Source organism: Yersinia sp. Marseille-Q3913 (assembly GCF_963892745.1).
In the GTDB taxonomy this organism is placed as follows: Bacteria; Pseudomonadota; Gammaproteobacteria; order Enterobacterales; family Enterobacteriaceae; genus Yersinia; species Yersinia bercovieri.
The window spans coordinates 67,588-80,504 of record NZ_CAWQAF010000004.1 but is presented as its reverse complement, the minus strand read 5'-3'; the positions used below and the strand labels follow the sequence as shown (position 1 = coordinate 80,504).

The following is a 12,917-nucleotide window of genomic DNA, read 5'->3' as shown; positions in this document are numbered from 1 at the left end:
CCCCGAAAAAAGCGGCATCCGATAAGGGATACCGCTTGTTGCGCCAGTACCAATAGAGGAATTATATAATCCAGCCTAATAGCAGCGTGGCACCAATCACGGTAGATGCACCACCAATACGGGTTGCTATCTGAGCAAAGGGCATCAATGACATTCGATTAGAGGCGGACAAAATGGCAACATCCCCCGTCCCCCCTAATCCACTGTGACAGCTAGTGACGATGGAAGCTTCAACCGGATACATATTTAAATACGGGGCGATAATAAAACTGATTGCAGCCATTGATAGCACCACGGCACCACAGACCACCACATAGCCGACAGAGAACACCGCGACAACACTTTCCAATGGAACATATAGCATTCCCAGACCAATCATCAGCGGCCACACCAGTGTGGTAGAGACAAATTTGTACCAACTATGCGCACCCTGCTCCATTTTCGATGGAATAACCTGTGCGTATTTGCACATCACCGCAATCAAGATCATCAGTACGGGGCCAGGAATATGAACGATATGCTCAAACAGACCGCCAACAATAAAGAAAGCGCAGGTCATCAACAACCCTCCGCCCATTAATTGGAAATCCGCTTGTTTTGGCCCCTCTTGCGAAGTAAATACGGCATTGTCCTTTGCCGAACGAATTAGCATCCCCTCGCCATTGAGATCTTTGCGGCGCATACCAATACGCGCCAGTCCCCCTGCACAAATAATCGCAAAAATATTGCCAACTACCGCCGCAGGGGCAAGTTGAGCCACATAAATATCCGGAGACTGCCCAAGGATAGCTGAATACGCCAATGATAATGGCAAAATACCTTCGCCAATACCACCGCCGATGATGGGGACAATAATAAAGAAGAAAGTGTGGTAAGCGGTAAAACCAAATAATTTACCAACCAGTAAACCGGTAGCCACTGCGGTTATCGTGCCCACCACCAGCGGGATAAACATTCGTGTCATCCCTTGAATAAGCACCACGCGGTTCATACCGAGAATACTACCGACCACCAGGCTGGCTATCACAAAATAGAGTAAATTCGCCTCTTTCATCAGCAAGTGGACAGTGTCCAGCGTATTTGTTTGGAAAATACCAAAGTAAACCAGAACCGACGGCACCATTAAGCATAAAATGGCCGGCCCACCAATATCTTTCAGCACGGGAATATGACGGCCAATGTGTGATAAAACAAAGCCCATCGTCATGATAACAGCCAGGCCACCAATCATATTTTTCGGTAAATAGCTGGCATAAGCCGAAATGAACACAATGGCCGAAATAGTCATAAACAGGGCCATTGGCATGGTATTTATATTCATCTCATTGATACTTGAAAAAAATCTCTTGGTTGCGGATTTATCCGCCATATCAATTTTATCGGCGGATGAAAGAGTGATATCCTGATTTGTTTTTTTCATTTTAGACCTACAGTTGGGTAGCACCTAAGGAACGGAAGATGGCCTATCTAATGCCTAAAGCCGTTAATATTCATCCGATTAATATTTCTGATAAAGACATCAATCAGATTGGCACTAAAAATAAATTATCGATATTACATATCAACCATTTTGTTGAAATGTAAATATATGCCATCAAACTACCACTCGATTAAAAATAAAAAAACAACCACAGTGGTTAGGATTTCTGTTTTTGAGAAGATATCGTCAAGTTTATTATAATTAACTTAACTTGGCGTTTTGTAATTAAATAATCTGAAGGGTGACAGTTTTGTCTGGTATGATTTTCAGTTGGTGGTGAATGGATTTATGTTGAGATGCAGTTAGGGCCGACTGCCACTACTCATCATCCGTTGACGAACCCACAATCCGAACCAGGTGTATGATTAAATACAATATTTCATCATTTGAGATAGTGATGCTCAGCAGGTTTTTGATATAATCACGGATTAACATACTGCATCGGTACTCAGCTGGATACTCGCGAATTACTTGTTCAAAAATAAAATTATCTTTGGTTTTAATCTGGCTACTCTCAATCATACGCTGAATAAAAAACTGCATATGAGTCAGAAAACGTTGGTAATTGAGTGAATTCTGGTCAATCACAACATTAAAGTGATATTTAATAATATTAAAGATATCTTTCAGCATCTTAACTGAAAGCAGAGTACTCTCCATGCTCTGGATATTAGTCTGACCATTCACTAAATGGAATGCAATATTACCGGCCTCTTCTTCCGGCAACTGAATATTGAGTTTTTCATTCAGATAATTAACGGCTTGTTGTGCAATGACAAACTCATGTGGATAAAATATTTTGACTTCATATAATAAGCGATTTTGAATTGAAATACCTTTTTGAAAGCGCTCAATAGCAAAAGTGATATGACCCGTCAATGTGAAGAATAACTGCTCGCTCAGTTTTCCCTTTAGGCTTAAATTGGCGTTATTCATAATATTCTGAACCAAAGAGAGATACTCCTCTGGCGTATTTTCAATCAACCGCACATACTCTTTACTTGCCTGTGTGTTTTGTACACCATAGATTTTTTCTATTTTTCCGGATCGATCGCATCGCCAATTTTGCTATTGAATCCAATACCTTTGCCCATAACAATAACTTCATTATGTTACAGGATGGGGGCCAACCCTCGGTCCTGTAAATAGCGCCACGCCAGCGAATTATAACGGCCATCAACAGCCACATCGAGAAAGCTCCAACAGCGTAATATTTCCCAGTTATGCGCAGCAATCGCATCTTGTGGTGCGCACTTGCCTGATACATGGAGGTGGTATTAATCGCCGGGCCAATTTTCCCGTCAGGACACATTTGGTGGCACAATGTCATAATCTCGCCCGTGACCGGAGCACGAACTTCCCCCACCTCCGGGGTGATAGCCACACCTTGCCCCAACAACCCCAGAGAGAAAACATCATCGTTAACCTGAGCTAGTGGCAGTAACTTACCGCTCAGCGGGCTGTTAATGACCTCGGCCAGTACCGCCGTTTCAGCGCGGTTGCCTGCGGTATCTGATCTGCTATTATCTTTAATAATTTCATCGAGTTGTGGCTGCTTCTCAACCGGGTCCTCAAAACCCAGCACCCACGTCAGGGCAAAAGTGACAACAATCGCAATCACGCAAGTTATCAGTGCATGAACGATATTCATTGGATTTTCGCCAATAAATGCCGGTAACGCAGCAAGCCCTGGTGAAACAAAGGCGTAACGCACCACGCCACTTAACCCCGCATAGATACCTGCACAGCCCCCACCAATCATCGCCGCCACCAGTGGACGCTTCAGTTTAAGGGTCACACTGTACAATGACGGTTCGGTTATCCCCAATAGTGCGGTAAAACCTGCAGAGGATACCAGTTGTTTCAGATCCCTATTCTTGGTCTTGAATGCCACGCAGAGGGTAGCGGCACTTTGGGCAAATTGTGTGCCAGATCTCATCCTGACCAAAAACATGCGTGTTTTATGCTCAGTGAGTGAGCAAGGTCATTCACATAAAAATATCTGAACCAAAATCTATTGGAGAAACAGATTTCATTATAACAATCTAGTAGCTTACTAAATACCATTGATGACATTAACGTGGTTACATAAAAATAAATTATAAGTTAGCACGGAGAAATAAAAAACAATGATGCCTCATTATTAATATCAATAGGATAAGTTGCAATCTTGTGAGATGTAACAATCTAGCAATAGAAACTAAGCGAGTTAATAATTTACTACGAATAGATAAGGAGTTAATATATATTTAAAATAAGCAGCGCTTTAATTTTCATCAATTAAACAATGAGCTATAAATTGCTGATAATTTAATCAATAACCATGGAGAATGTGACTACCACAAAGAATTCTCATTGAATATAAATAAGCCGCCTAATCTCAATTATTGACTCTGCTAATAACACAAAAAAAATAATTTATAAGTGAATATTTTTTTGCCTCATCACGACAGAAACGATAGCATGCCCCTCCAGAAATCCAATGGCAGCAATAAAAACCATAATAACTGAAGGCGCTAAGACGCTCTTTATGCATTAACCTTTAGCAATCAGTTGCTGTAATACATTCACCATGATTGCACGACAGACAGGAAAATAGGGAAAGTCTATGATGTCAGGAAAGCACTCTGCGGAGACCCATCACGCCGCAAAAAAACGCTGGTTAGATTCTCATGATACTGGCTACCACAAAAGTATGGGGCGACGTCATATACAGATGATAGCTATCGGCGGTTCTATTGGTACCGGATTGTTTTTGGGTACAGGTGCCCGCTTGCAAATGGCAGGTCCGGCGCTAGCGTTAGTTTATCTTGTGTGCGGAGTTTTCTCGTTTTTTATTCTCAGAGCTCTCGGCGAATTAATCTTACATCGCCCGTCCAGTGGTAGCTTTGTTTCTTATGCCAGAGAGTTTTTAGGCGAAAAAGCGTCCTATGTCGCGGGGTGGATGTATTTCCTCAATTGGGCAATGACCGGGATCGTCGATATTACTGCTGTAGCACTTTATATGCACTATTGGGGGACATTCTCTGATGTACCCCAATGGTTATTTGCACTCGGCGCGTTATCCATTGTTGCGACCATGAATATGATTGGTGTGAAGTGGTTTGCCGAAATGGAGTTTTGGTTCGCGCTGATCAAAGTTGCTGCCATTGCAATATTTTTGGTGGTGGGAGTCGTCTTCCTTGGGACTGGGCAGAGTGTTGCTGGGCATTCAACCGGTGTGCATCTCATCACCGATAATGGCGGACTCTTTCCTCACGGGTTATTACCAGCGCTGATATTGGTCCAAGGAGTCATATTCGCTTTCGCAGGGATTGAATTGATCGGTACTGCCGCCGGTGAATGCAAGGACCCGGAAAAAATGCTGCCAAAGGCCATTAATAGTGTTATTTGGCGCATCGGCCTATTTTATGTCGGTTCCGTAGTGCTGTTAGTCTGTTTGCTACCATGGAATGCCTATCAGGCGGGGCAAAGTCCTTTTGTAACATTTTTCAGCAACTTAGGTGTCCCCTATATTGGCAGCATCATGAATATTGTGGTGTTAACGGCTGCACTTTCCAGCTTGAACTCAGGCCTTTACTCTACTGGCCGCATTTTACGCTCGCTATCAATGGGCGGTTCAGCACCTAAATTCATGTCCAAAATGAGCCCGCAGTCTGTCCCCTATGCCGGGATACTCGTTACCGTAGGAATTTATGTCTTTGGCGTGTTACTAAACTACCTTGTCCCATCACAAGTATTTGAAATCGTTTTGAACATTGCCTCATTGGGCATTATCAGCTCATGGGCATTTATCATTATCTGCCAGATGAAATTACGCCAGGCAATAAAACAGGGCACAGCTAAACCGGTCTCCTTTAAAATGCCCGGCGCTCCAGTAACATCTTGGCTGACACTCTGTTTCTTGCTCGGTGTTTTAGTGATGATGGCTTTCGACTATCCGAATGGCACCTGGACTATCGCCACTGTCCCCGTGATAACTCTGTTACTTATTGCCGGTTGGTTCAGCTTACGTAAACGCGCCCGCGAGGTTGCTGCTGCGCCGATCGAAGTTGTATCGCAAGACGCCCTATTTAACGAAGCCGAAATGCCAAAAACACCACCAAAAGAGCTATGTAAGCAAGAGTCGGCAGGCTAATACCCTCAATAATTGAAAGTCTGTAGGTGGGTCATTACCCCTACAGACTGGATTGAATTTTATGTATTATCTGTTCAACCTCAATTAGAAATATCAGTAGTCAAACTGGTAAAAATAAGTACGAGAAGGCTAACAACAAATACAATGATAGTGATTTCTTCATAAATACTAACATGTTATATTCATTTCTGCTGAACCATTGGTGAAAAAAATGACTACTGTTCCGATGAATACCACCAGACAGATGAAACAAAAAAATATTATGTTGGTTACAAGTACATTAAAATCACTGACGTCTGCAACCAAAGGCGATATATCCAACCACACCGGGCTAAGTCTGGCGACATGCGGCACCATTTTGAATGAACTCTGTTCAAAGGGAGAAATTATTGAGGAGTCTCTTGATGAATCGCGCGGTGGCCGCCCGGCAAAACGATATATATATAATTCGAACTATTTTAGCCTATTAAGTATTTATATTGAGGGAACCAACACCTCAGGTGTTATATCCTCTCGCCTAATCTCTGCTGATAATAAGACTATCGAAGAATATAATGAGATCTACAGTAATCTCACTGTGGATGCATTGATAACGCACATTCAGAATATTGCTGATAAGCATAGTAATATCCGAGCCATAGGGCTTGGGTTACCCGGTATTGTTGGTGGTGGAAGCGTACTTTCCTGCGATATTATCAACCTGGAGGGATTAGCAATAACCGAGTTATTAAGTGCCCGCTTTGGTATTTTTGTCCAGGTAGGTAACGATATGAATTATACGGCATTTGGTTTCTATCGGAATAACTGCCGTGATATAGATGAACCTATCGCTTATATTTATATGCCGCCAAGGCATTGTACTGGTTGTGGTATTGTTATTTCAGGGGAAATGCTTAGAGGCGCTAGCCAATTTGCAGGTGAAGTATCTAATCTGCCATTTTATAATAACGTTGAAAATAGCGACAATATAAAATCTCATCACACCTTGGTGTTAGAGAGACTAATCCATATTACGTCATCTTTGATTGCAATAATTAACCCCGCCACCATAGCCATATCAGGGGAACTGGTCAGCCAGAGTTGTATCGAAGATCTCTCTGCTGAGTTACTAAAAAGGTTTGATAGCAAACACATCCCTCACTTTGTTTATCGCGATAGCATAAAATCTGATTACCATAATGGAATATCAGAATACACCCTTGATGCTTACAATAGCTTCCGAGTATTTAAGATTTAGCACTCAGATACTTCTGCCATCGGGTAAATATGTCTAAGACATAAATACACCATTCAAAAAAATGCACTTCCAGTTTGCACTCACCACTGAATACTTCCGCCCTTCAACCTCAGGTGATAAACCTGTTCACCAGTCAAGATTGTGCTTGACACTACTCGCGGTAGCATTATATTTTATAACTTAATTTAAGTATTTTATAAAGTGTTTTAGAATTGATTACTCGAACATTTAACCAGACAAAGGTCACTATAGAATGTCTACTTATCCCCGCGACTACCCTCTGGACTCTCAGGCTAAACGTATCGCCACACGAGCCATCTTCTTTGTCGCCGGATTTGCTATGGGGCTTTGGGCATCACTAGTGCCTTATGCCCAAAACAGATTAAATTTCGATGCAGGCTCATTGGGTATGTTGCTGCTCTGCCTGGGTAGTGGCTCACTTCTGGCGATGCTTTTCTCAGGAAAACTCATCGGCCGTTTTGGGTGCAGAAATATAATGCTATTGGGTATCACACTGACCAGTATTTTCTTACCTACTTTGGCCGTTATTGACCAATTTCCCTTAATGGCACTATGCCTATTCTTTTTTGGCGCGGGTATTGGCCTGGTCGATGTCGCCGTGAATGTTCAGGGCTCTCTGGTTGAACAATCCGCTGATAAGCCCCTAATGTCCGGCTTCCATTGCTTATTCAGTATTGGCTCACTTGCTGGCGCTGGGGGCGGCGCAATACTGTTTACGGTCGGCTTAATGCCCTTCACCGTAACACTTATTGCTGTCGCAGTGATTGCAATAATTACATCAACCGTATTCAACCAATTAATCCCCTTTGGCGATCATAAAGAGCCTAATGAGCCGGTAATAACAAAACCGCGACCAAACTTTAGGCTCATTTTAATGGCGCTGATGTGCATGATATGTTTCATGGCAGAAGGTGCAATATTGGATTGGAGTGGCGTATTTCTGACTAATGACCGTGGCCTCGATATCGCCCATGCCGGATGGGGATTTGCCATTTTCGGTGGCACTATGTCGGTCATGCGTTTTACTGGCGACAAAGTTGTCACTCTCTTGGGACGTAAACGTGTACTGATTTTCAGTAGTGTCTTTGCCATGATCGGTTATACCATCGCGGTCGCTATTCCTGACTGGAAATTGACCTTGCTTGGTTTTGCTCTGGTGGGGATTGGGGCTGCGAATATAGTTCCAGTGCTTATCACTCTGGCGGGGCAGGAAAAAGTGATGCCTGTTAATATGTCAGTCGCTCTGGTCGCAACAATGGGTTATTTCGGGGTCTTGGGTGGGCCAGCATTAATCGGTTTTATTGCCCACTTGACTGACCTTTACACGGCATTCTCAATAGTTGCACTGACATTCCTTGTTATCGCAATAGGCGCTTTTAAGCTGAAGTATTCCAGTGACTAGTGACAATATGACTGGAATGAAAGCTACGGAAGAGTTAGCCAACGCAATGTTTTGAAGATTAAATTTGAAGATTAAAATGTAACTGAGTAGGTAATTTTACCGGCTAGCAAAATTATGCTAGCTTTTTTTTAGATAAATTATGTGTAAATATTTTCTATTAGCCCTATTTTAAAATATGTTAAAGAGGAAAATGAAATGAGCATCAAAATTATTGCTGTTGATATGGATGGAACCTTCCTCAACGATCAAATGAGCTTTGATCGGCAACGGTTTAGTGCACAATATTCACAATTAAAAGAGAATGGAATAAAATTTGTTGTTGCCAGTGGTAATCAATATTATCAGCTAATTTCATTTTTCCCTGATATCGTTAATGAAATCGCTTTTGTTGCTGAGAATGGCGCCTATGTCAGCAATGAAAATACCGAGATTTTTTGTGGCGAAATCGCCAGTGGCGACTGTCATCATGTGCTAAAAACGTTACTGCCGATCCCCTATCTTGATGTAATACTTTGCGGAAAGAGTGGTGCGTATATGCTGAGTTCTTCAGATCAAGAATTCTATACCACCATGAGCAAATACTATCACCGACTTAAAATCATTGATGACTTTAATCAAGTCACAGAACCAGCATTTAAATTCGCGATCAGTTTACCCAATGAAAAGTTGCCCGACTTTATGACATTCATTGAATATGAATTGGCAGGTATTGTCACGCCAGTCTCCAGCGGCCATGGTTCTGTCGACCTGATAATACCCGGTGTCCACAAAGCCAATGGCATCAAATTACTCCAAAATATTTGGGGGGTAAAAGATGAGGAGGTGGTCACCTTTGGTGATGGTGGCAATGATATTGAGATGTTGCAATATGCCGGATTTGGCTATGCCATGGCAAATGCACCCGATAATATTAAAAAAATTGCCAAGTATCAGACTGACTCAAATAATGATTCTGGTGTGCTAAATATCATAGATAAAATCCTGAAAAAAGAGTCTCCATTCGCGTAAGGATTCACATCAGATGGCGGGAAGAGTTCCCGCCTATCCTAAGATCAATTAAAACGCAGCAATCAGTAGTACTCAGTATTATATGTTGCCGTATAGACCTCAATGACTTTACCTGCGGGCTCCATACTCTCTATTTTGCAAGATGTCGGATTCCCATGTGAATCAGTTTTGCAATCTCTTTTAGTTGAGAGTAGCAGCTTATCATTTTCATAAATCTTCGTTTTATAATTGAATGGGCGTTGCCCTTTAGCATCTAATTCAGTCACTATTTTAAATGTCTTACCATGATCGTAGCTAATATCTACAACAGGAAACCCACTAGCATCATAATCATAATGTTTCTTTGTCACTCCAGACTCAGACATTTTAACATCGGTTACGAATCCTTTGTCATTACTTATGACTTTAACGTTTCCACTCGCGGTTTGAGTAATGTTGCATTTATCATTTAAAATGAGCTGTTTTTCTTTAGTTTTATTATCGATTAGATAACTCCCCTCTTTTACGTAATCCAAATCAACATCTTGGTCAGGAGTATGTATCCGAAGGACGGTAAAGCAGCCATCTTTATTTATCTCTGCATGAACATCAGAATAAGTATCACCCTTTGCATCTAGCATTTTTTGAGTCAGTGATTTCACCGGCCCCTGTATTGGGTCAAACCCGAATATATTCGAATAGCTTGCAACGTTTGCGGTGAAGACGAAAGGCTCATGGCCCCTATCGCAGGCACTTAATGCCAAAGCCAGCAAACAAATACTTAAAATCCGTCCCATTAATTACTATTCCTATAATAATCAGTGGGCATACTCTAGCAGAGAGTGGATCCAAAACCATGAGACATACCACTAATACCTTAAAAATTTCCGGAATTTTGCTAATCGCAGGATATTAAGTCAGCTAAGAATGGCTATTTTGCAGAAGGGTTTTGCAGAAGAAATGTTAGAGTGTTGAAAAACCCACGGAAGCATAAGCCCCCGTGAAGTTTTATAGATGTATTAAAATCACATGTGTTGAATAATGGCGTCGCCAAATTCACTGCATTTCAACAGTTTAGCGCCATCCATTAAGCGCTCGAAATCATAAGTCACTGTCTTGGCCTGAATCGCGCCTTCAGTGCCTTTAATGATTAAATCAGCCGCTTCAAACCAGCCCATATGACGCAGCATCATCTCTGCTGACAGAATAATAGAACCTGGGTTCACTTTATCCTGACCCGCATATTTTGGTGCAGTCCCGTGTGTGGCTTCGAACAAGGCACATTCATCACCAATATTAGCACCTGGGGCAATACCGATACCGCCAACCTGTGCAGCCAATGCATCAGAAATATAATCGCCGTTCAGGTTCATACAGGCGATAACATCATATTCAGCAGGACGCAGTAGGATTTGTTGCAGGAAGGCATCAGCAATCACATCTTTCACGATGATCTCTTTGCCGTTGTTTGGGTTTTTGATTTTAACCCAAGGGCCGCCGTCGATCAGCTCACCACCAAACTCCTCGCGCGCTAACTGGTAACCCCAGTCTTTAAATGCGCCTTCGGTGAATTTCATAATGTTGCCTTTATGAACCAGAGTGACTGATTCACGATCGTTGGTAATTGCATACTCAATCGCAGCACGTACCAAGCGCTTGGTCCCCTCTTCTGAACAAGGTTTTACACCGATACCGCACTGTTCAGGGAAGCGGATTTTCTTCACGCCCATCTCTTCACGCAGGAACTTGATGACTTTCTCTGCTTCTGGTGAACCCGCTTTCCATTCGATGCCCGCATAGATGTCTTCTGCGTTTTCGCGGAAAATCACCATATTGGTTAATTCAGGGTGTTTTACCGGGCTTGGTGTCCCTTCGTAATAACGCACTGGGCGCAGGCACACATACAGATCGAGTTGTTGACGTAAAGCAACGTTTAAAGAGCGAATACCGCCACCAACTGGCGTGGTCAACGGGCCTTTAATCGCAACACGATAGTCACGAATCAGATCCAGTGTCTCTTCTGGCAACCAAACGTCTTTACCATAAACATGCGTTGATTTTTCACCGGTGTAGATCTCCATCCAGGCGATTTTACGCTCACCTTTATAGGCTTTCTTCACCGCAGCATCGACCACGTTGATCATGGCTGGAGTCACATCAACACCAATGCCGTCACCTTCAATAAAGGGAATGATCGGATTATGCGGAACAACCAGTTTACCCTGAGCATCGACAGTAATTTTCTTACCTTCTGCCGGAACCACTACTTTGCTTTCCATCAACCTCTCCTTCAGCGCAATTTTGTTAATGCCTTGTAAGATTCGTGTCAATACTACTTGAATATTCGTTCCACGCCAATCCGAAACGGATTGAGGTATAATGCGCTAATCATTCGGAATCGCAATAATCATGAATAAATTCTCTGTTAAAAATCACAAAGTTAACCGATTCAGCACTCAGTCACAGGCCAAAGCGGTAACACCAGTCACCCTACGGCGAGTACTGTTATTCAACAAGCCTTTTGATGTGTTGCCGCAATTTACAGATGAGTCCGGACGCCGAACATTGAAGGAATTCATTCCTTTTAATGATGTTTATGCCGCTGGCCGACTCGATCGTGACAGTGAAGGTTTACTGGTATTAACCAACGATGGCAAATTACAAGCCAAACTGACGCAACCGGCCCAGAAAACAGGTAAAGTCTATTTTGTGCAAATAGAGGGGGTACCCGGAGAGGAAGCGCTTACTCAGCTTCAACGGGGTGTGACCTTAAAAGATGGCCCGACCCTACCGGCCGGAGCTGAGTTAGTGGCTGAACCCGAATGGCTCTGGCCACGTAATCCGCCTATTCGAGAACGAAAATCGATCCCCACTAGTTGGCTAAAGATCACGCTTTTCGAGGGCCGCAACCGGCAAGTCCGCAGAATGACTGCCCATGTTGGCTTCCCAACCCTGCGCCTGATACGTTTTAGTATGGGAAATTTAAGTCTTGGCGACCTACAGCCAGGCGAATGGAAGGAGATAAACCATGTTTAAGCCCCATGTTACCGTCGCTTGTGTCGTACACGCTCAAGGGAAGTTTTTAGTTGTTGAAGAGACCATTAACGGTAAAAAGTTGTGGAATCAACCTGCGGGTCACTTGGAAGCAGATGAAACCCTGCTACAGGCCGCGGAAAGAGAGCTGTGGGAAGAGACCGGTATTCGGGCAACACCGCAATCGTTTTTGCGGATGCATCAATGGATCGCACCGGACAAAACGCCATTTTTACGTTTCGCTTTTGTGATTGAACTGCCGGCCCCACTACCCACCTCGCCCCATGACAGTGATATCGACTGCTGCCTGTGGCTCACTGCCGATGAAATAGTGCAATCAGCCAATTTGCGTTCACCGCTGGTCGCTGAAAGTATCCGCTGTTACCAACAGCCAGAGCGCTACTCCCTTGATTTGGTAGGCCCCTTTAACTGGCCGCTGTAGCAGGCGGATTTGATTTACGTAGGTAATTTCACTCAGACTGCGAATCAACAATGCAGCAACGCGATCAACGTGATAAAATCCGGCGCTTGTTTTTATAATGCCTTATCGGCGTGGAAAAATTGTTCGGATGGTTGATCCGCAAGAGTCCTGCCGAGGCTTAGGTATTTACGTTAGTGA

At 43.2% G+C, this 12,917-nt stretch carries 10 protein-coding genes and 3 pseudogenes; 7 read left to right on the top strand and 6 right to left on the bottom strand.

Annotated elements, in window-relative coordinates; genetic code table 11:
• Positions 1-61: 61 nt before the first annotated feature.
• Positions 62-1,420, bottom strand: a complete 1,359-nt coding sequence (locus AACW11_RS02315; RefSeq protein ID WP_212585789.1) for a 2-hydroxycarboxylate transporter family protein — start codon at positions 1,418-1,420, stop codon at positions 62-64.
• Between the two features lie 38 nt (positions 1,421-1,458).
• On the opposite strand from AACW11_RS02315, the gene AACW11_RS02310 reads away from it, so the two are divergent.
• Complete coding sequence (locus AACW11_RS02310) at positions 1,459-1,584, top strand: hypothetical protein (protein WP_283050032.1); 126 nt, start codon at positions 1,459-1,461, stop codon at positions 1,582-1,584.
• Positions 1,585-1,798: 214 nt separating this feature from the next.
• On the opposite strand, the pseudogene AACW11_RS02305 reads toward AACW11_RS02310, so the two are convergent.
• The 3 pseudogenes from AACW11_RS02305 to AACW11_RS02295 all read right to left on the bottom strand — a co-directional run.
• Positions 1,799-2,592: pseudogene (locus AACW11_RS02305) on the bottom strand (PRD domain-containing protein); the annotation flags it as partial.
• Between the two features lie 9 nt (positions 2,593-2,601).
• Positions 2,602-2,816, bottom strand: a pseudogene (locus AACW11_RS02300) (family 1 glycosylhydrolase); the annotation flags it as partial.
• Positions 2,805-3,407: pseudogene (locus AACW11_RS02295) on the bottom strand (PTS glucose transporter subunit IIA); the annotation flags it as partial. The pseudogenes AACW11_RS02295 and AACW11_RS02300, both read right to left, overlap by 12 nt.
• A 681-nt stretch (positions 3,408-4,088) precedes the next feature.
• Between AACW11_RS02295 and ansP the strand changes: the two are divergent.
• The 4 genes from ansP (at position 4,089) to AACW11_RS02275 (ending at position 9,286) form a co-directional block, all read left to right on the top strand.
• Entirely contained in the window at positions 4,089-5,618 is a 1,530-nt protein-coding gene (ansP, locus tag AACW11_RS02290; protein ID WP_212585786.1) for an L-asparagine permease, read from the top strand.
• A 211-nt stretch (positions 5,619-5,829) separates the two neighbouring features.
• On the top strand, positions 5,830-6,855 hold the full coding sequence (locus AACW11_RS02285; protein WP_212585785.1) for an ROK family protein: 1,026 nt from the start codon (positions 5,830-5,832) through the stop codon (positions 6,853-6,855).
• Between the two features lie 253 nt (positions 6,856-7,108).
• On the top strand, positions 7,109-8,278 hold the full coding sequence (locus tag AACW11_RS02280; protein WP_212585784.1) for an MFS transporter: 1,170 nt from the start codon (positions 7,109-7,111) through the stop codon (positions 8,276-8,278).
• A 195-nt stretch (positions 8,279-8,473) separates the two neighbouring features.
• Positions 8,474-9,286 (top strand): Cof-type HAD-IIB family hydrolase, encoded by an 813-nt coding sequence (locus tag AACW11_RS02275; protein ID WP_212585783.1) that lies wholly within the window; start codon positions 8,474-8,476, stop codon positions 9,284-9,286.
• A gap of 62 nt (positions 9,287-9,348) precedes the next feature.
• Here AACW11_RS02275 and AACW11_RS02270 read toward each other — a convergent pair whose 3' ends face one another.
• Positions 9,349-10,062, bottom strand: coding sequence for a YnfC family lipoprotein (locus AACW11_RS02270; RefSeq protein ID WP_212585782.1), 714 nt, complete (start codon positions 10,060-10,062; stop codon positions 9,349-9,351).
• Between the two features lie 228 nt (positions 10,063-10,290).
• Positions 10,291-11,544 (bottom strand): NADP-dependent isocitrate dehydrogenase, encoded by a 1,254-nt coding sequence (gene icd, locus AACW11_RS02265; protein WP_004873900.1) that lies wholly within the window; start codon positions 11,542-11,544, stop codon positions 10,291-10,293.
• A 130-nt stretch (positions 11,545-11,674) separates the two neighbouring features.
• Here icd and rluE point away from each other — a divergent pair, with 130 nt between their 5' ends.
• Together rluE and AACW11_RS02255 are read left to right on the top strand one after the other, a co-directional pair.
• Positions 11,675-12,301, top strand: a complete 627-nt coding sequence (gene rluE, locus AACW11_RS02260) for a 23S rRNA pseudouridine(2457) synthase RluE (protein WP_212585781.1) — start codon at positions 11,675-11,677, stop codon at positions 12,299-12,301.
• Positions 12,294-12,740, top strand: a complete 447-nt coding sequence (locus AACW11_RS02255; RefSeq protein WP_212585780.1) for an NUDIX hydrolase — start codon at positions 12,294-12,296, stop codon at positions 12,738-12,740. Before rluE ends, AACW11_RS02255 begins: the two co-directional genes overlap by 8 nt.
• Positions 12,741-12,917: the final 177 nt, after the last annotated feature.